At 63.1% G+C, this 18655-nt stretch carries 16 protein-coding genes and 1 pseudogene; 14 read left to right on the top strand and 3 right to left on the bottom strand.

The window, feature by feature from the left end:
* Positions 1–763: 763 nt before the first annotated feature.
* Positions 764–3610, bottom strand: coding sequence for an RNA polymerase-associated protein RapA (rapA, locus tag ABVN20_RS20080; protein ID WP_368557431.1), 2847 nt, complete (start codon positions 3608–3610; stop codon positions 764–766).
* A gap of 220 nt (positions 3611–3830) precedes the next feature.
* Between rapA and ABVN20_RS20085 the strand changes: the two genes are divergently transcribed.
* The 3 genes from ABVN20_RS20085 (at position 3831) to ccoM (ending at position 4704) form a co-directional block, all read left to right on the top strand.
* On the top strand, positions 3831–4172 hold the full coding sequence (locus ABVN20_RS20085; protein WP_368557432.1) for an aspartate-semialdehyde dehydrogenase: 342 nt from the start codon (positions 3831–3833) through the stop codon (positions 4170–4172).
* Between the two features lie 108 nt (positions 4173–4280).
* Entirely contained in the window at positions 4281–4445 is a 165-nt protein-coding gene (locus ABVN20_RS20090) for a hypothetical protein (protein ID WP_368557433.1), read from the top strand.
* Between the two features lie 142 nt (positions 4446–4587).
* Complete coding sequence (ccoM, locus tag ABVN20_RS20095; RefSeq protein WP_275959760.1) at positions 4588–4704, top strand: cytochrome c oxidase subunit CcoM; 117 nt, start codon at positions 4588–4590, stop codon at positions 4702–4704.
* Positions 4705–4959: 255 nt separating this feature from the next.
* Here the strand turns inward: ccoM and ABVN20_RS20100 are convergent, their stop codons facing one another.
* Positions 4960–6435 (bottom strand): inorganic phosphate transporter, encoded by a 1476-nt coding sequence (locus ABVN20_RS20100; RefSeq protein WP_368557434.1) that lies wholly within the window; start codon positions 6433–6435, stop codon positions 4960–4962.
* Between the two features lie 375 nt (positions 6436–6810).
* Positions 6811–7011, bottom strand: a complete 201-nt coding sequence (locus ABVN20_RS20105) for a hypothetical protein (RefSeq protein ID WP_368557435.1) — start codon at positions 7009–7011, stop codon at positions 6811–6813.
* 671 nt (positions 7012–7682) lie between these two features.
* Here ABVN20_RS20105 and pcaR point away from each other — a divergent pair.
* The 11 genes and pseudogenes from pcaR to pcaC all read left to right on the top strand — a co-directional run bounded on the left by pcaR (position 7683) and on the right by pcaC (position 18539).
* The gene (gene pcaR / locus ABVN20_RS20110; protein WP_368557436.1) at positions 7683–8525 is read left to right on the top strand and encodes a pca regulon transcriptional regulator PcaR; all 843 of its coding nucleotides are present in this window, start codon (positions 7683–7685) and stop codon (positions 8523–8525) included.
* Positions 8526–8665: 140 nt separating this feature from the next.
* A pseudogene (locus ABVN20_RS20115) lies at positions 8666–10013 on the top strand (MFS transporter).
* Between the two features lie 252 nt (positions 10014–10265).
* The gene (locus tag ABVN20_RS20120; protein WP_368557437.1) at positions 10266–11123 is read left to right on the top strand and encodes a CoA transferase subunit A; all 858 of its coding nucleotides are present in this window, start codon (positions 10266–10268) and stop codon (positions 11121–11123) included.
* Positions 11123–11902 (top strand): CoA-transferase subunit beta, encoded by a 780-nt coding sequence (locus ABVN20_RS20125; RefSeq protein WP_368557438.1) that lies wholly within the window; start codon positions 11123–11125, stop codon positions 11900–11902. The genes ABVN20_RS20120 and ABVN20_RS20125 overlap by 1 nt, the downstream gene beginning before the upstream one ends.
* Positions 11899–13104, top strand: coding sequence for a 3-oxoadipyl-CoA thiolase (gene pcaF, locus ABVN20_RS20130; RefSeq protein WP_368557439.1), 1206 nt, complete (start codon positions 11899–11901; stop codon positions 13102–13104). Before ABVN20_RS20125 ends, pcaF begins: the two co-directional genes overlap by 4 nt.
* 35 nt (positions 13105–13139) lie before the next feature.
* A complete protein-coding gene (gene pcaH, locus ABVN20_RS20135; protein WP_368557440.1) occupies positions 13140–13844 on the top strand; it encodes a protocatechuate 3,4-dioxygenase subunit beta in 705 nt (234 codons plus the stop codon).
* 1 nt (position 13845) lies between these two features.
* Entirely contained in the window at positions 13846–14412 is a 567-nt protein-coding gene (gene pcaG / locus ABVN20_RS20140; protein ID WP_368557441.1) for a protocatechuate 3,4-dioxygenase subunit alpha, read from the top strand.
* A 212-nt stretch (positions 14413–14624) separates the two neighbouring features.
* Positions 14625–15929, top strand: coding sequence for an MFS family transporter (locus ABVN20_RS20145; RefSeq protein ID WP_368557442.1), 1305 nt, complete (start codon positions 14625–14627; stop codon positions 15927–15929).
* A 45-nt stretch (positions 15930–15974) separates the two neighbouring features.
* Complete coding sequence (locus tag ABVN20_RS20150; RefSeq protein WP_368557443.1) at positions 15975–17333, top strand: 3-carboxy-cis,cis-muconate cycloisomerase; 1359 nt, start codon at positions 15975–15977, stop codon at positions 17331–17333.
* An 11-nt stretch (positions 17334–17344) separates the two neighbouring features.
* Entirely contained in the window at positions 17345–18136 is a 792-nt protein-coding gene (gene pcaD / locus ABVN20_RS20155; RefSeq protein ID WP_368557444.1) for a 3-oxoadipate enol-lactonase, read from the top strand.
* A 10-nt stretch (positions 18137–18146) separates the two neighbouring features.
* Positions 18147–18539, top strand: coding sequence for a 4-carboxymuconolactone decarboxylase (gene pcaC, locus ABVN20_RS20160; protein ID WP_368557445.1), 393 nt, complete (start codon positions 18147–18149; stop codon positions 18537–18539).
* The last annotated feature ends 116 nt before the right edge of the window (positions 18540–18655 follow it).

Genomic DNA, 18655 nt, shown 5'->3' on the forward strand with positions numbered 1-18655 from the left:
GTGCGGCGGCTTAAGGTTCCGCCCTTACGGCGGGTGGGCTCTGTAGGAGCGGGCTTGCCCGCGATGGCGGCCTTACGGTGTACATATCCGTTTCTGCGGGTGTGGCCGCTTTGGGTTCCGCCCTTACGGCGGGTGACTTTGGGGCCTACGCGGCCCGGCGCAAAGTCACCAAAACGCCTGGCCCCTGACGTACGGCCCTTCGCTGACGCTCCGGGTTCCCTCGCTCCGGTCCTGCTCCGTGGGCCCGCCGCCATCGGCCATCCTTGGCCGAGGGCGGCTAACCCGGCATCCATGCCGGGTTGCCCACTGCGCAGAACCTCCACTCGGCCTTCCGACGGGGCAATCTGCGGCGACTGTGGGATCGAGGTTCGGTTTCTGTTTCTGTGGGAGCGAGCCTGCTCGCGATTTAAGCCCAGGCGCCGCGGGGTGTCAGGCGGCCAGCGTCATCGTTGACGACCATCGCGAGCAAGCTCGCTCCTACAGGTACGGTGTAGGGCTTTGTGGGAGCGGGCTTGCCCGCGATGGAGGTTCGGGCGGCGAGGGGGATCAGGCGGCCTGCGTTATCGTTGACGACCATCGCGAGCGTGCTCGCTCCTACAGGTACGGTGTGGGTCTTTGTGGGAGCGAGCCTGCTCGCGATGGAGGTTCGGGCAGCGCGGGGTGTCGGGCGGCCTGCGTTATTGTTGTCGATTGTCGCGAGAAGGCTTGCTCCCACAAACAAAAATGCCCGCATCGCTGCGGGCATTTTTGTGGGGGAGGGGAGTTAGCCCGCTACCAGTACCCGGATTGCTTCGAGTCGCAGCGCCGCTTTGTCGAGCATGGCCAGGCCTTGTTCGCGTTGGTTGCGCAGGGCCACCAGTTCGCTGTCGCGTACGGTCGGGTTGACCGCTTGCAAGGCGGTCAGGCGTGCCAGTTCTTCGTCGGTGTCGGCGGCCAGGCGGCGTTTTGCTTCGGCCACGCGGTCGGTGTGGCGTGGCAGGATTTTCTCTTCGCCGGCGTTGATCCGTGGCGTCAGCTGGTCGCGCTGGGCCTGGATGAATTTGTTGGCGCTGGCGCGTGGCACGCTTTCGAGTTGGTCGTTGAGGGTTTCGAACGACACCCGTGCCGACAGGTCGTTGCCGTTGGTATCGAGCAGGCAGCGCAGGGCGGCGGGTGGCAGGTAGCGGCCCAGTTGCAGCGAGCGCGGGGCGACCACTTCGCTGACGTAGAGCAGTTCGAGCAATACGGTGCCGGGTTTGAGCGCCTTGTTCTTGATCAGCGCCACGGCGGTGTTGCCCATGGAGCCGGACAGCACCAAGTCCATGCCGCCTTGCACCATCGGGTGCTCCCAGGTGATGAACTGCATGTCTTCGCGCGACAGCGCCTGGTTGCGGTCGTAGGTGATGGTCACGCCTTCGTCGTCGCCCAACGGGAAGCTGGCGTCGAGCATTTTTTCGCTGGGCTTGAGGATCAGCGCATTTTCCGAATGGTCTTCGCTGTCGATGCCGAACGCATCGAACAGGGTTTCCATGTAGATCGGCAGCGCGAATTGATCGTCCTGCTCGAGAATCGCTTCCACCAGCGCTTCACCCTCGCCAGCACCACCGGAATTGAGTTCCAGCAGGCGGTCGCGGCCGGTGTGCAGCTCGGCTTCCAGGCGCTCGCGCTCGCTGCGGGCCTCGTCGATCAGGCTTTGCCACTCGCCGTCGTCGGCGTTCTCCAGCAGCGGCAGCAGGCGCGGGCCGAACTGGTGCTGCAAGGCGTTGCCGGTCGGGCAGGTGTTGAGGAACGCATTCAGGGCTTCGTGGTACCACTGGAACAGGCGCTCTTGCGGGCTGGTTTCCAGGTAAGGCACGTGCAGCTGGATCGTGTGTTTCTGGCCGATCCGGTCCAGACGGCCGATCCGCTGTTCCAGCAGGTCCGGGTGCGACGGCAGGTCGAACAGCACCAGGTGATGCGAGAACTGGAAGTTGCGGCCTTCACTGCCGATTTCCGAGCAGATCAGCACCTGCGCGCCGAACTCTTCGTCGGCGAAGTAGGCGGCGGCGCGGTCACGCTCGAGGATGTTCATGCCCTCGTGGAACACCGTGGCCGGAATGCCCGAGCGTACGCGCAGGGCGTCTTCGAGGTCCATCGCGGTTTCGGCGTGGGCGCAGATCACCAGCACCTTGGTGCGCTTGAGCATCTTCAGGGTGTCGATCAGCCATTCGACGCGTGGGTCGAATTTCCACCAGCGCTCTTCTTCGTTGGCGTCGGGCTGGGCCTGGAAGCTGACTTCCGGGTACAGCTCGGCGTGATCGCCCAGCGGCAGTTCGAGGTATTCGTCCGGGGACGGCAGCGGGTACTGGTGCAGTTGGCGCTCCGGGAAACCCTGCACGGCGGCGCGGGTGTTGCGGAACAGCACGCGGCCGGTGCCGTGGCGGTCCAGCAGTTCGCGTACCAGACGGGCGCTGGCTTCGGTGTCGCCATCGTTGACCGCGGTCAGCAGGGCTTCACCTTCGTTGCCGAGGAAACCGTGGATGGTCTGGTGCGCTTGCGGCGACAGGCGACCTTTGTCCAGCAGCTCCTGAACGGCTTCGGCCACCGGGCGATAGTTGTCGCTCTCGGCGCGGAAGGCGTGCAGGTCATGGAAACGGTTCGGGTCGAGCAGGCGCAGGCGGGCGAAGTGGCTGTCCTGGCCCAGTTGCTCCGGGGTGGCGGTCAGCAGCAGCACGCCGGGAATGACCTCGGCCAGTTGTTCGACCAGCGAGTATTCGGGGCTGACCTGGTCTTCGTGCCACACCAGGTGGTGGGCTTCGTCGACCACCAGCAGGTCCCAGCCGGCGGCGAACAGCGCGTCCTGGGCCTTTTCGTCGTCCACCAGCCACTCCAGAGCCACCAGCGCCAGTTGGGTGTCTTCGAACGGGTTGGTGGCATCGCTTTCGATGAAACGCTCTTCGTCGAACAGCGCGACCTGCAGGTTGAAGCGGCGGCGCATTTCCACCAGCCACTGGTGCTGCAGGTTTTCCGGAACCAGGATCAGCACGCGGCTGGCACGACCCGAGAGCAGTTGGCGATGGATCACCAGGCCGGCTTCGATGGTCTTGCCCAGGCCCACTTCGTCGGCCAGCAGAACCCGTGGCGCGATACGGTCGGCGACTTCACGGGCGATGTGCAACTGGTGGGCGATCGGTTGTGCACGCACGCCACCCAGGCCCCAGAGCGAGGACTGCAACTGACGGCTGGTGTGTTCCAGGGTGTTGTAGCGCAGGGCAAACCAGGCCAGCGGGTCGATCTGCCCGGCGAACAGGCGGTCGCTGGCCAGGCGGAACTGGATGAAGTTCGACAGCTGGGTTTCCGGCAGGGTGACCGCTTCGTTCTGCGCGTTGAGGCCGTGGTAGACCAGCAGGCCGTCGACGTCGTCGACTTCCTGGACGGTCAGTTTCCAGCCCTCGAAGTGGGTGATGGAGTCGCCCGGCGAAAATCGCACGCGGGTGAGGGGCGCATTCCTTAGCGCGTACTGGCGAGTCTCGCCAGTGGCCGGGTAGAGCACGGTCAACAAGCGGCCGTCCTGTGCCAGAACGGTGCCTAAACCCAGCTCGGCTTCGCTGTCACTGATCCAGCGTTGCCCCGGTTGATACTGCTGCGCCATGCTGCCTGACTCCCACCTTGAAAAAGCGGGCTATCTTAACGGAATGAGGGCTTGGGGGCCAAAGGAGTCTCGGAAAAACTCACTGTCTTACCTTAGTTCAATGCCCGACGCGCGCTCAGGCCGGGGCACTTGTGACTGCCAAACGGGTCACAGTTTGCGACCGATGGCTCAAGTCGCCATCCCCGCAGCCGAAAACCTGATGACAGGAGACAATAAAATCATGCTGCCACCCATGCTTCCCTTGAGTGCCGTGCCGGTCACGTCACAGCACGACCCCATCCGCCAGCGACCGGATATCCCGCCCGTTGTGCCGGTGCAGGAAAGCTCCAACGAAAGCACCATCGACCTGCAACAACGCGACCCCGAGGAAGCGGCTTATCAACTGCGCGAGGAACAACGCCGCAAGCAGGAGCAGCATCGCCGTCGCCAGGAAGCCGATGAGTTCCCTGAAGATCACCTGGCGATTCCCGGCACCGACCTCAACGCCGACAACACCGTGCCGGTCAAGCCGCTGATCGACGACGAACCACGCCAGGGCATGTGGGTCGATATCCAGGTCTAGCCCGTTCAATTCGCATTCGGTATCGAGATCGCCTAACAGATCGCTGGTCAGCGACCGCGCCAGACCGCATGATTGGCATCATTCCTCTTCACGCGATGCCCCAACGCCATGAGCCAAGACGACAAGTTGATCGACCTGAACGCCGAGCGTGCCAAGCGCGTGCATGATCTCAATGACAAACGCCTGAATGAAGTGCGCCAGGCATTCGAGCAGGCGATGCCGCTGGGCAAGCCCCCTAAAAAGAAGCCGAAGAACAAGCCAAAAAAGCGTTAATCCCTCCGTATTTATTGATGTAGATCAGTTTCCTCCCTCCTTTGCGCCCAACCTCGGGCGATATTGATCCCGGTCAATTTCCTCTCCTGCCTGATTGGTTAACTTAGACCCATCGCAACAAGGCAAGCGCAGGAGGCCAGTCATGTTTTTCGACAACGTGGTGTTCGCCGGGGTGCTGACCGTCAGCCTCATGGTTCTGTTTTTTGCAGGGTTTGGATTTTTTATCTGGAAAGACGCACACAAGCGGAAAAAACCGTAGTTCTTTCTGGATGTAATGAGCACGCAAGGCATTTTGGGCAACTTCGGTTGCCCTTTTTTTTGCCCGCAGGAAATTGGCAAACACCGCCCCTGTAGGAGCGAGCTTGCTCGCGATGGCAGTGTGTCAGTCAGCCTATATGTCACTGATTAATCGCAATCGCGAGCAAGCTCGCTCCTACAGGGGGGGCGGTGTAGCACGGTAGAAACAAAAAAGGCGCGAACCTCTCGGAACGCGCCTTTTTCATTGCCGCATCTATCAGCTGCCCAGTGCCTTCGACGCCAGCCAGAACAGGCCGGCGGACAGGGCCACGGTGGCTGGCAGGGTCAGGACCCAGGCCAGCAGGATGGTGCGTACCGTGCCGCTCTGCAGGCCGGCCTTGTTGGCGACCATGGTGCCGGCCACGCCCGAGGACAGCACATGGGTGGTGGACACCGGCAGGCTGAAGATGTTGGCCATGCCGATCAGGCTGGCAGTGGTGATCTGCGCCGACATGCCCTGGGAGTAGGTCATGCCTTGCTTGCCGATCTTCTCGCCGATGGTCAGTACCACGCGCTTCCAGCCGACCATGGTGCCCAGGCCCAGGGCCAGGGCCACCGCCAGGATCACCCAGAACGGTGCGTATTCGGTGGTCGCGGTCAGGTCCTTGCGCAGTTTGTCCAGGTCCGCCTTCTCGCGAGGGGCCAGGCCTGGCAGCTTGCTGACTTTCTTCGCCGTGTCATCCAGGCAGAGCAGGTAGCGGCGCACCTCGATACGGCTTTCCGATGGCAGCGAATGGTAGTCCGCTACACCCTTGAGGGTGTCGAGCAGGGCGTTGATGGTCGGCTCGGTCTGTTGCGGATTGCAGCGGAATTTCTCCGGCAGGTCGCCTTCCACGCTTTTGCCCAGGGCCAGGAACTCACCCAGGGTGTCGCCGTTGCGCTTGTAGAACTGGCTCAAGTGCAGGGTGGCGTCGCGGGTACGTTCGATCTGGTAAGTGGTGCTGCCCAGGTCGAGGACGAATTGCGCCGGGACGATACCGATCAGCACCAGCATGATCAGGCCGATACCCTTCTGGCCATCGTTGGAGCCGTGCACGAAGCTCACGGCCATGGCCGAAATCACCAGGACCAGGCGGTTCCAGAACGGCGGGTGCTTCTTGTCGTCGATCTTGCGGCGCTGTTCCGGCGTCTTGTGCATCTTCGACAGCGGGCGCCACCATTTGAGACCGATCAGGATCAGGGCCGCGATCAGGAAGCCTGCCATGGGCGAGAACACCAGGGAGGCACCGATATCAATCGCTTTCTGCCAGTTCACCCCGTCGGCCAGCGGAATCTCGTTGATCAGCGCGTTGGCCAGGCCAACCCCGAGGATCGAACCGATCAGCGTGTGGGAGCTGGAGGCCGGGATACCGAAGTACCAGGTGCCCAGGTTCCAGGCGATGGCCGCGGCCAGCAACGAGAACACCATCGCCAGACCGTGCCCGGTGTTCACATTGATCAGCAGTTCTACCGGCAACAGGTGGACGATGGCATACGCCACGCCGACCCCGCCCAGCAGCACGCCGAGAAAGTTGAACACACCGGAAAAGAACACGGCCAGATGCGGCGGCATGGCTTTGGTGTAGATAACGGTGGCAACCGCGTTAGCGGTGTCATGAAAGCCGTTGATGAACTCGAACGCGAGGACAAAGGTGAGGGCGAGCAAGAGGCTCACAAGCACCCAAGCATCCAGTCCGGTGAATAAATCGATCATGAAGGTTTTATGACCCGGTCGTAAGGGGGCGCGATTATGCCAGAAAAGACAGGTAATCGATGCACTAGCTGCCCATCGGTAACATTCTTCATTGATTTATTTTGTTGCAACCCCTTGGCGGCAGGGTGCCTGGCGACGGTCGCAAGTGCCTGAATTTCCTAGCAAAGCGCCCAGGCGCAAGGGTTCCGCGCGCCATTGCGGGCGAGGTCAAAGCTTGTATGAAAAATCTGAGAAGGGGGCCAGACATGAGCCATTTTCTCATCAGATAGATGAGGTGACCGCCGCCCGCTCGTAGCGGACGCGAATGGCAACATCAATGCAACCCGCTTTTAGCGGTTGCAGACGCAGGCCCGGGAGGGATTCAGTTCGAGAGGCTTATGGCTCTTCGGACCTGAGTTCCTTTTCCATCTTCTGCAGTTCCTGGGTAAAGGCCTGATCCTGAACGGTGGCGCGTTTACGCCAGGGTTTGCGTTCCGGTTCGGGCTGAGCGGCGTAAGTGGTGACTTCCCCGCCGTAAACTTCCTTGTAACGTTGTTCCTGGCGCTCTAGTTCGGCGCGCAGTTCGTCTTTCGTCACAGTGCTACCTGTATGGGTTGAGATTGGTTTCTGGTAAATCACGCTGCATCCAATGTATCGACCGCGCTCGGCAAAAAAACAGTGCCGGTGAAGACAATGTTTTACGCAAGGCGTTCGATACTTCCATGTTGCAGGCGGCCACGGCACCAGAGTAAACAGCTGACGTAGCATCAGTTTCCTGTTCAGCGAGCGCGCTGGCGGAGCATTTTCGAATGAGCGTCAGGCGCTGCTGCGGGTAACCACGATAGAACATTGGAATTGAACATCGGGTTACCGGTGGCGGAGTCGGACAATCAGACAAACCGCTCGCCACTGATCCGCATTATAGCGGTCGATTGGCAGAACACTATCGGCAAAGAGTTAAAAATGGATCTTGATGTGTGTTTGCCTTAATTACTTGCAACTGTTTGCATCCAGTTACAGGCGATGTCTTTCTGGCGCCATTAAGTCGAATAACTTTGTCGATTATATGGGGTGCGTTAAGTCGACGATCAAGCGGCGCTCAAAACATGTAAGGGAAGGGCGGGTCGTCGCCCTGATGATCAGCGTGCAATTGCGATAATCGAGCGACGGTTCGATAATCGCCCAATCCCGGCTGTCGGTGGCTTGTATGAATGGTGCCGACCCGCTTGTAATAGCCGTCGCCGATCCGTGTGGGAAAAGGACCTGATATGAACGATCAACTGCGCAACTCCTTCGCCTCGGTGGCGCCGCCGATTGTTGCGTCGCCCGCCAAGCGGATCCAGGCCATGACCGGCGATCCGGACTTCATGACGTCCCTGGCCCGGGGCCTGGCGGTGGTGCAAGCCTTCCAGGAGCGCAAACGGCACCTGACCATCGCCCAGATCAGCCACCGCACGGAAATTCCCCGCGCCGCCGTGCGACGTTGCCTGCACACCCTGATCAAGCTCGGCTACGCCACCACCGACGGGCGCACCTACTCGCTGCTGCCCAAGGTCCTGACCCTCGGCCATGCCTACCTGTCCTCGACTCCGCTGGCGGTGTCGGCCCAGCCGTACCTGGACCGCATGAGCGAGCAGTTGCATGAGGCCTGCAACATGGCCACCCTGGAAGGTGACGACATTTTGTACATCGCCCGTTCGGCGACCACCCAGCGCCTGATTTCCGTCGACCTGTCGGTCGGTGGGCGCCTGCCGGCCTATTGCACGTCCATGGGGCGGATCCTGCTGGCGGCGCTGGACGACACGTCCCTGCGTGAATACCTCGACCACGCCGACCTGCAAGCCAAGACCAGCCGCACCCTGCACACCCCCGAGGCGCTGCTCGAATGCCTGCAGGAAGTGCGGCAACAAGGCTGGTGCATCGTCGATCAGGAACTGGAGCAGGGCCTGCGCTCGATCGCCGTGCCGGTGTACGACGCCTCCGGGCAAGTAGTGGCGGCGCTCAACGTCAGTACCCACGCCGGGCGCGTCAGCCGCAGCGAGCTGGAACAGCGTTTCCTGCCGGGGCTTTTGGCGGCCAGCCGCAACCTCAGTGCCCAGCTGTTTGCCTAGGGCCGCGCGCTAAGCTGTTCGATCACCGCACAGACTCGCGTCTGGCGAATTGACGCTGTTCCACAAGGATCACTAATGTCGCGGCAGCGCCAGCCTGCGCTGGCCCCTGTCCGACTGCGTTCTTGCGTGGAATAAAAATAATGAACCAGCCTCAGTCCGCTGTAGGGAACTGCCTCGATGTGCAGTCCTTCATCAATGCCCAACCCATCTCGCGCTATCAATGGCGGGTGGTGATTCTGTGTTTCCTGATTGTCTTCCTCGATGGCCTCGACACCGCGGCCATGGGGTTCATCGCGCCGGCCCTGTCCCAGGACTGGGGCATTGATCGCGCCAGCCTCGGCCCGGTGATGAGTGCGGCGTTGATCGGCATGGTCTTCGGCGCACTGGGCTCCGGCCCCCTGGCCGACCGCTTCGGGCGCAAGGTCGTGCTGGTGGGGGCGGTGCTGGTGTTCGGCGCCTTCAGCCTGGCATCAGCCTACAGCAGCAACGTCGAGCAACTGCTGGTGCTGCGCTTTCTGACCGGTCTGGGCCTGGGCGCCGGCATGCCGAACGCCACCACGCTGTTGGCCGAATACACCCCGGAGCGCAAGAAGTCGCTGCTGGTGACCAGCATGTTCTGTGGCTTCAACCTCGGCATGGCCGGTGGCGGGTTCATCTCCGCCAAGCTGATCCCGGCATTCGGCTGGCACAGCCTGTTGCTGCTCGGCGGCGTGCTGCCGTTGATCCTTGCGCTGGTGTTGCTGGTCTGGTTGCCGGAGTCGGCGCGTTACCTGGTGGTGCGCAACCGTGGCAGCGACAAGGTGCGCAAGGCCCTGGCGCCCATCGAGCCGAGCACGGTGGCCCAGGCCGCCAGCTTCAGCGTGCCGGAACAGCGCACGGTGAAAGCGCGCAATGTCTTCGCGGTGATCTTCTCCGGCACCTACAGCGCCGGCACTTTGCTGCTGTGGCTCACCTATTTCATGGGCCTGGTGATTGTCTATTTGCTGACCAGCTGGCTGCCGACGCTGATGCGTGACAGCGGCGCGAGCATGGAACAGGCGGCGTTCATCGGTGCGCTGTTCCAGTTCGGCGGCGTGTTGAGCGCGGTGGGGGTGGGCTGGGCGATGGACCGCTTCAACCCGCACAAGGTCATCGGCACGTTCTACCTGCTGGCCGGGGTGTTCGCCTACGCGGTGGGCCAAAGCCTGGGCAGCATCACCTTGCTGGCCACCCTGGTGCTGGTGGCGGGGATGTGTGTCAACGGTGCGCAGTCGGCGATGCCTTCGTTGGCGGCGCGGTTCTACCCGACCCCAGGGGCGGGCGACCGGGGTGTCGTGGATGCTCGGCATCGGTCGTTTCGGCGCGATTCTGGGGGCATGGATGGGCGCGACCCTGTTGGGGCTGGGCTGGAATTTCGAGCAGGTGCTGACGGCACTGGTGATCCCGGCGGCGCTGGCGACGGCGGCGGTGGTGGTCAAGGGGTTGGTCAGTCATGCGGATGCGACCTGACGGGGACCGAGTCGACCTCATCGCGAGCAAGCTCGCTCCTACAGGGAGCAGTGCATTTTCCCCTGTAGGAGCGAGCTTGCTCGCGATGCTTTTAAAGGATCAGTAGCAAGACAACAATCCGTTCGATAAACGAACACTTAGTCGATTATCGGATTGTTCGGCGTTTTTCCCAGGCTTACCCTTCAGTCATCCGGCGCGTGCATCGTGCCTTGTTCATTCACTGTCGGTTCAAACAAAACGGGAGCCTGCCCCATGGCTGAAATCCTTTCGCTGCACGACGCGGTGAAGCAATTCGTCAACGACGGCGATACCGTCGCGCTCGAAGGCTTCACTCACCTGATCCCTACGGCGGCGGGTCATGAAATCATTCGTCAGGGCAAGAAAGACCTGACACTGGTTCGGATGACCCCTGACCTGATCTACGATCAGTTGATCGGCGCCGGTTGTGCTCGCAAGCTGGTTTTCTCCTGGGGCGGCAACCCCGGTGTCGGCTCCCTGCACCGTCTGCGCGATGCCGTGGAAAAGCAATGGCCGCATGCCCTGGAAATCGAGGAACACAGCCACGCCGACCTGGCCAACGCCTACGTCGCCGGTGCCTCGGGCCTGCCGTTCGCGGTGCTGCGTGCCTACGCCGGCTCCGACCTGCCCAAGGTCAACCCGCTGATCAAGTCGGTCACTTGCCCGTTCACCGGTGAAGTGCTGGCGGCCGTGCCTTCGGTACGCCCGGATGTCACTGTGATCCACGCGCAGAAAGCCGACCGCAAGGGCAACGTGCTGCTGTGGGGCATCCTCGGCGTGCAGAAGGAAGCCGCCCTGGCCGCCAAGCGCTGCATCGTCACCGTCGAAGAAATTGTCGACGACCTCAAGGCGCCGATGAATGCCTGCGTGCTGCCGACCTGGGCCCTGAGTGCGGTCTGCCATGTCCCCGGCGGTGCGCACCCGTCTTACGCCCACGGCTACAACGAGCGTGACAACCGCTTCTACCAGGCCTGGGACCCGATTGCCCGCGACCGTGACACCTTCACCGCGTGGATCAACGAGTACATCCATGGCTGCGCTGACTTCAGCGAGTTCCAGGCCAAGCTGGCCGCTGCTTCGGAGGCGAAGTAATGACTTACACCACCAATGAAATGATGACCGTCGCCGCTGCCCGTCGCCTGAAGAACGGCTCGGTGTGCTTTGTCGGCATCGGCCTGCCTTCCAAGGCGGCCAACCTGGCCCGCCTGACGTCCTCGCCGGACGTGGTGCTGATCTACGAATCCGGTCCGATTGGCGCCAAGCCCAGCGTGTTGCCACTGTCGATTGGTGACGGCGAGCTGGCGGAAACCGCCGACACCGTAGTCCCGACCGGTGAGATTTTTCGCTACTGGCTGCAGGGCGGGCGCATCGACGTCGGTTTCCTCGGCGCCGCGCAGGTCGACCGCTTCGGCAACATCAACACCACCGTGGTCGGCGACTATCATCAACCGAAAGTCCGTTTGCCCGGTGCCGGTGGCGCGCCGGAAATCGCCGGCTCCGCCAAGAGCGTGCTGATCATCCTCAAGCAGTCGGCGCGCTCCTTCGTCGACAAGCTGGACTTCATCACCTCGGTCGGCCATGGCGAGGGCGGTGATTCGCGCAAACGCCTGGGCCTGCCAGGCGCAGGACCGGTGGGCATTATCACCGACCTGTGCATCATGGAGCCGGAAGCCGGCACCAACGAGTTCGTGGTCACCGCGCTGCACCCGGGCGTGACCCGCGAGCAAGTCAGCGCCGCCACCGGTTGGCCGATCCGTTTCGCCGAGACGGTCGAGGTCAACGTCGAACCGAGCGCGGTGGAACTGCAAGCGCTGCGTGACCTTGAAGCCCGTACCGCTGCCGCCCACGGCCAAGCCCCTGGAGAAGCGTGATGCGCGACGTTTATATCTGCGATGCGATTCGCACCCCCATCGGCCGTTTTGGTGGCGGTTTGTCGGCCGTTCGCGCCGATGACCTGGCTGCCGTGCCGATCAAGGCGCTGATGGCGCGCAACCCGTCGGTGGACTGGACGGCGGTGGACGAGGTGTTCCTCGGCTGCGCCAACCAGGCCGGCGAAGACAACCGCAACGTGGCGCGCATGGCGCTGCTGCTGGCCGGCCTGCCTGAGTCCATTCCGGGCGTGACCCTCAACCGTCTGTGCGCTTCGGGCATGGACGCGATCGGCACGGCCTTTCGCGCCATCGCCAGTGGCGAAATGGAGCTGGCGATTGCCGGCGGCGTCGAGTCGATGTCCCGCGCGCCGTTCGTGATGGGCAAGGCCGATGCGGCGTTCTCGCGCAACATGAAGCTGGAAGACACCACCATCGGCTGGCGTTTCATCAACCCGCTGATGAAAGCCCAGTACGGCGTGGATGCCATGCCCCAGACCGCTGACAACGTGGCGGACGATTACCAGGTGTCCCGCGCCGACCAGGACGCCTTCGCCCTGCGCAGCCAGCAGCGTACCGCCGTGGCCCAGGCGGCCGGCTATTTCGCCGAGGAAATCGTCGAAGTGCGCATTGCCCACAAGAAGGGCGAGACCGTGGTCAGCCAGGACGAGCACCCGCGTGCCGACACCACCCTGGAGGCGCTGAACAAACTGAAACCGGTCAACGGCGCCGACAAGACCGTCACTGCCGGCAACGCCTCGGGCGTGAATGATGGCGCTGCAGCGCTGATCCTCGCTTCGGCCGAAGCGGTGAAGAAACACGGCCTGACCGCCCGCGCGAAAGTGCTGGGCATGGCCAGCGCCGGTGTGGCGCCACGGGTGATGGGCATCGGCCCGGTGCCGGCGGTGCGCAAACTGACCGAGCGCCTCGGTGTGGCGGTCAGCGATTTCGACGTCATCGAGCTCAACGAAGCGTTCGCCAGCCAGGGCCTGGCGGTGCTGCGTGAACTGGGGATCGCCGACGACGCCCCCCAGGTCAACCCCAATGGCGGCGCGATTGCTTTGGGCCATCCGCTTGGCATGAGCGGGGCGCGCCTGGTGCTGACGGCGCTGCATCAACTGGAAAAAAACGGCGGCAAGAAAGGTCTGGCGACCATGTGCGTCGGTGTTGGCCAAGGTCTGGCATTAGCCATCGAGCGCGTCTGACGCTCGGCAGACTAACAAGAACAGAGGAAAGCGAAATGTCTGACAAGCCTGGTTATCGCCGTCCGCAGGAAGGCACCCAGCCGGAATACCTGCACCCGACCTATCAATCCACCAACCTGCGCTCGCCGTCCAAGCCGTTGGTGTTCCTGCCCCATTCGTTGTCGGAAATCACCGGCCCGACCGTCGGTGCCGAACGCATCAACGAGAAGGACAACGACCTGACGGCCCAGCACGAAGGGCAGCCGCAGGGCGAACGCATCATCATTCACGGCCGTGTGCTGGATGAAAACGGCTTGCCGGTACCGGGCATCCTGGTAGAGATCTGGCAGGCCAACGCCGCCGGTCGCTACGCCCATGCCCGCGACCTGCACGACGCGCCGCTGGACCCGAACTTCACCGGCACCGGCCGCACCGTTACCGACGCCGATGGCTGGTACCAGTTCCAGACCATCAAGCCCGGCGCCTACCCGTGGGGCAACCACCACAACGCCTGGCGCCCGGCGCACATTCACTTTTCGTTGTTCGGGCCGAGCATTCTCACGCGCCTGGTGACGCAGATGTATTTCCCGGGGGACCCGCTGCTGGCGTACGACCCGATCTACAACTGCGTACCTGACACCCGTGCGAAGGAACGCCTGATCGCAACGTTCGACCTGGAAAAAACCGTCCCTCACTACGCCCTCGGTTATCGCTGGGACATCGTCCTGCGCGGCCGCGACGCCACGCCGATGGAGAAATAAGATGACGCTGACTGCGACCACGTCCCACACCGTCGGGCCGTATTACCACATCGGCCTGACCTGGCTGAACCGCGAAAACCTCACCGTCGAACAGACCCTGGGCGAACGCGTGGCGATCACCGGACAAGTCGTCGATGGCAATGGCGACATCGTCAACGACGCCATGCTGGAAGTCTGGCAGGCCAACGCCGCCGGTAAATACGACCACCCCGAAGACGACCAGGACAAACCCCTGGACCCGCACTTCGAAGGCTTTGGCCGTATCCCGGTGGACGCTGAAGGGCGCTTCCGTTTCACCACCATCAAGCCGGGCACCGTCGAAGGCCTGAAGGGCTCGATCCAGGCGCCGCACCTGGTGGTGCTGGTGTTTGCCCGTGGCCTGGTCAAGCACTTGCTGACTCGCATCTACTTCGACGGCGAGCCGGCCAACGTCAACGACCCGCTGCTCGAATGCGTCCCGGCGGAACGTCGCGGCACGCTGCTGGCGAAGGCGGATGCCAGTGGCGTCTACCAATGGAATGTGGTGTTGCAGGGCACCGAGGCTGAGACGGTGTTTTTCGATTACTGATCGAACCTTGCTTTGCCCCTCTACCTGTGGGAGCGAGCCTGCTCGCGATGGTGATTAATCAGCAGCAAAGATGTTGACTGACACACCGCTATCGCGAGCAGGCTCGCTCCCACAAGGGAAGGGAAGATCATCAGTGTTACCGAACCAATTGAGGAACGGGACTGTTGCAAAGTGTGTCTAGACTTTCACTGTCCCCATAGAGTGAACAAACAATGACCATCCCCTCCGCGACTACAGCGCACTACACCGGTGAAGAGCGCAGCAAACGCATCTTTGCGATTGTCGGTGCTTCGTCGGGCAACCTCGTCGAATGGTTCGACTTCTACGTCTACGCCTTCTGCGCGATCTATTTCGCCCCGGCGTTTTTCCCCTCGGACAACCCGACCGTGCAACTGGTGAACACCGCAGGCGTGTTCGCTGCCGGGTTTCTGATGCGACCGATCGGCGGCTGGATCTTTGGCCGCGTCGCCGACAAGCACGGGCGCAAGAACTCGATGCTGATTTCGATCCTGATGATGTGTTTCGGCTCGCTGCTGATCGCCTGCCTGCCGACCTATAACAGCATCGGCGTGTGGGCGCCGGTGCTCCTGCTGTTCGCCCGTCTGCTCCAGGGCCTGTCGGTGGGCGGTGAGTACGGCACCACCGCCACTTATATGAGCGAAGTCGCCCTCAAGGGCCAGCGCGGGTTTTTTGCTTCGTTCCAGTACGTCACGCTGATCGGCGGGCAACTGCTGGCGGTGCTGGTGGTGGTGATCCTGCAACAGTTCCTCAGCGAAGAAGAGTTGCGCGCCTATGGCTGGCGCATCCCGTTCGTGGTGGGCGCGGTGGCCGCGCTGATTTCGCTGTTCCTGCGTCGTACGCTCAAGGAAACCACCAGCAAGGAAATGCGCGAAAACAAGGATGCCGGCAGCATCATGGCGCTGTTCCGTGATCACAAGGCCGCGTTCATCACCGTGCTGGGTTACACCGCCGGTGGCTCGCTGATTTTCTACACCTTCACCACCTACATGCAGAAGTACCTGGTGAACACCGCCGGCATGCACGCCAAGACCGCGAGCTACATCATGACCGGCGCACTGTTCCTCTACATGTGCATGCAACCGCTGTTCGGCATGCTCGCCGACAAGATTGGCCGGCGTAACTCGATGCTCTGGTTCGGTGCCCTGGGTACGCTGTGCACGGTGCCGATCCTGTTGACCCTGAAAAGCGTCAGCAGCCCGTTCCTGGCCTTCGTGCTGATCACCCTGGCGCTGGCCATCGTCAGTTTCTACACCTCGATCAGCGGCCTGGTGAAAGCCGAGATGTTCCCGCCGGAGGTGCGCGCCCTGGGCGTGGGCCTGGCCTACGCGGTGGCCAATGCGATCTTCGGCGGTTCGGCCGAGTACGTGGCGCTGAGCCTCAAGGCCGGTGGCATGGAAAACTCGTTCTACTGGTACGTCACGGTGATGATGGCGGTGGCGTTCCTGTTCAGCCTGCGCCTGCCGAAACAGGCGAAATACCTGCACCACGACCTTTGATCCATCTGCGTGGGCCCTGGCGGCCCACGCTTTCAAGGACTTTTTATGAACCTGCGACCGGGCAATCAATTGTTCGATGCCTATTTCACTGCCCGCGATATGCGTGAGGTGTTCTGCGACCAGGGCCGGGTCCAGGCCATGCTCGATTTCGAAGCGGCGCTGGCTCGGGCCGAGGCTCGTGTCGGCGTGATTCCTCAGGCTGCGGTGGCTTCCATCGAAGCGGTCTGCCAGGCCGGGCATTTCGACTTCGCCGCCCTCGGCGAGGCGATTGCCACGGCGGGTAATTCGGCGATTCCGTTGGTCAAGGCGCTGGGCAGGCAGATTGCCGCCCGTGATGCCGAGGCCGAGCGTTATGTGCACCTGGGCGCGACCAGCCAGGACGTGATGGACAGCGGCCTGGTGCTGCAATTGCGCCAGGCGCTGGCGCTGATCGAGGCTGACCTTGCGCAACTGGGCGACGCCCTGGCCGGGCAGGCGCTGCGCTTTGCCGCCACGCCACTGGCCGGGCGCACCTGGTTGCAGCATGCGACGCCCGTCACCCTGGGGATGAAGATCGCCGGCTGGCTGGGCGCCGTCACCCGCAGCCGGCAGCGTCTGCAAGCGCTCAAGCCGCGCCTGCTGGTCCTGCAATTCGGCGGTGCTTCCGGCACCTTGGCGGCCCTGGGTGACAACGCCCTGCCGATTGCCCAGGCGCTGGCCGAAGAACTGCAACTGAACCTGCCGGAGCAGCCCTGGCACACCCAGCGCGACCGTCTGGTGGAGTTCGGCGCGGTGCTCGGCTTGATCGCCGGCAGCCTGGGCAAACTGGGGCGCGACATCAGCCTGTTGATGCAGACCGAGGCTGCCGAAGTGTTCGAGCCGTCGGCGCCGGGCAAGGGCGGTTCCTCGACCATGCCGCACAAGCGCAACCCGGTGGGGGCGGCGGTGCTGATCGGTGCGGCGACCCGCGTGCCAGGCCTGCTCTCGACCCTGTTCAGCGCCATGCCGCAAGAGCACGAGCGCAGCCTGGGCCTGTGGCATGCCGAGTGGGAAACCCTGCCGGAGATCTGCTGCCTGGTGTCCGGCAGCCTCAAGCAGGCGCTGTTGCTGGCAAGCGGCCTGGAGGTGGACGCCGAACGCATGGCGCGCAACCTCGACCTGACCCAGGGCCTGGTGCTGGCCGAAGCGGTCAGCATCGTGCTCGCCCAGCGAGTCGGGCGCGATACCGCCCACCACCTGCTGGAGCAATGCTGCAAGCGCGCCGTGGCCGAACAACGGCACCTGCGTGCGGTGCTCGGCGACGAGCCGCAAGTGACCGCCGAACTGTCGGCGGCTGAACTCGACGACCTGCTGGACCCCGCGCATTACCTCGGCCAGGCCCACGCCTGGGTCGAGCGCGCGGTGGCTGAACATTCTGCTGCCTGAAGGAGATTGCTGTGGCTTTCGTACAACTCGCCGATGGCGAACTGCATTACCAACTCGATGGGCCGGCGGATGCACCGGTGCTGGTGCTGTCCAACTCGCTGGGCACCGACCTGCACATGTGGGACGCCCAGGTCGCGGCGTTCAGCGAACATTTTCGCCTGCTGCGCTTCGACACCCGTGGCCACGGCCAGTCGCTGGTCACGCCGGGCCCGTACAGCATCGCGCAACTGGGCGCTGACGTGCTGGCGCTGCTGGACGCGCTGCACATCGAGCGCACGCATTTCTGCGGTTTGTCGATGGGCGGCCTGATCGGCCAGTGGCTGGGGATCAACGCAGGCGAGCGCCTGAACAAGCTGGTGGTGTGCAACACCGCAGCGAAGATCGGCGATCCGTCGATCTGGAACCCGCGCATCGAGACCGTGCTGCGCGATGGCGCGGCGGCGATGGTGGCGCTGCGCGATGCGTCGATTGCCCGCTGGTTCACCCCCGACTTCGCCGAGGCCAACCCGGCGGCGGCCAAGCAGATCACCGACATGCTCGCGGCTACCTCGCCACAAGGTTACGCGGCCAACTGCGCGGCGGTGCGCGATGCCGACTTCCGTGAGCAACTGGGTTCGATCAAGGCGCCGTTGCTGGTCATCGCCGGCAGCGAGGACGCGGTGACGCCGCCGTCCGGCGGGCACTTCATCGAGGAGCGTGTAGCGGGCGCCGAGTACGCCGAGTTCTACGCCGCGCACCTGTCCAACGTGCAGGCCGGCGCTGATTTCAGCGCGCGGGTGCTGGCGTTTTTGTTGGCCGACTGAGGAGGTTGTCGTGGACGAGAAGCAACGTTACGACGAAGGCATGAATGTGCGCCGTGCCGTGCTCGGCGACGCCCATGTCGATCGCAGCCTGAACGCGCTGACCGAGTTCAACAGCGAGTTCCAGGAAATGATCACCCGCCACGCCTGGGGTGACATCTGGACCCGCCCGGGCCTGCCGCGCCACACCCGCAGCCTGATCACCATCGCCATGCTGATCGGCATGAACCGCGAAGGCGAACTCAAGCTGCACCTGCGCGCCGCCGCCAACAATGGTGTGAGCCGTGGGGAGATCAAGGAGGTGATCATGCAGAGCGCGATCTACTGCGGGATCCCGGCGGCGAATGCGACGTTTCACCTGGCGGAGTCGGTGTGGGATGAGTTGGGGGTTGAGTCGCGGGAGTAGGGCTGTCGATTGGTAGTGTTTTTGCCGGCCTCATCGCGAGCAGGCTCGCTCCCACAATGGATCTATTTGCACTGAAGATCCCCTGTGGGAGCGAGCCGGCTCCGGGCGGCGTTCCG

It is taken from the genome of Pseudomonas sp. MYb118 (assembly GCF_040947875.1).
In the GTDB taxonomy this organism is placed as follows: domain Bacteria; phylum Pseudomonadota; class Gammaproteobacteria; order Pseudomonadales; family Pseudomonadaceae; genus Aquipseudomonas.

Excerpts from the sequence above, each read along its gene's own strand:
- ABVN20_RS20085 (WP_368557432.1), top strand. The coding sequence starts at position 3,831 with ATGCTGCCACCCATGCTTCCCTTGAGTGCCGTGCCGGTCACGTCACAG.
- ABVN20_RS20090 (WP_368557433.1), top strand. The coding sequence starts at position 4,281 with ATGAGCCAAGACGACAAGTTGATCGACCTGAACGCCGAGCGTGCCAAG.
- ABVN20_RS20150 (WP_368557443.1), top strand. The coding sequence starts at position 15,975 with ATGAACCTGCGACCGGGCAATCAATTGTTCGATGCCTATTTCACTGCC.
- pcaG (WP_368557441.1), top strand. The coding sequence starts at position 13,846 with ATGACGCTGACTGCGACCACGTCCCACACCGTCGGGCCGTATTACCAC.
- ABVN20_RS20125 (WP_368557438.1), top strand. The coding sequence starts at position 11,123 with ATGACTTACACCACCAATGAAATGATGACCGTCGCCGCTGCCCGTCGC.
- ABVN20_RS20100 (WP_368557434.1), bottom strand. The coding sequence starts at position 6,435 with ATGATCGATTTATTCACCGGACTGGATGCTTGGGTGCTTGTGAGCCTC.
- rapA (WP_368557431.1), bottom strand. The coding sequence starts at position 3,610 with ATGGCGCAGCAGTATCAACCGGGGCAACGCTGGATCAGTGACAGCGAA.
- pcaR (WP_368557436.1), top strand. The coding sequence starts at position 7,683 with ATGAACGATCAACTGCGCAACTCCTTCGCCTCGGTGGCGCCGCCGATT.
- ccoM (WP_275959760.1), top strand. The coding sequence starts at position 4,588 with ATGTTTTTCGACAACGTGGTGTTCGCCGGGGTGCTGACCGTCAGCCTC.
- ABVN20_RS20120 (WP_368557437.1), top strand. The coding sequence starts at position 10,266 with ATGGCTGAAATCCTTTCGCTGCACGACGCGGTGAAGCAATTCGTCAAC.
- pcaH (WP_368557440.1), top strand. The coding sequence starts at position 13,140 with ATGTCTGACAAGCCTGGTTATCGCCGTCCGCAGGAAGGCACCCAGCCG.
- ABVN20_RS20145 (WP_368557442.1), top strand. The coding sequence starts at position 14,625 with ATGACCATCCCCTCCGCGACTACAGCGCACTACACCGGTGAAGAGCGC.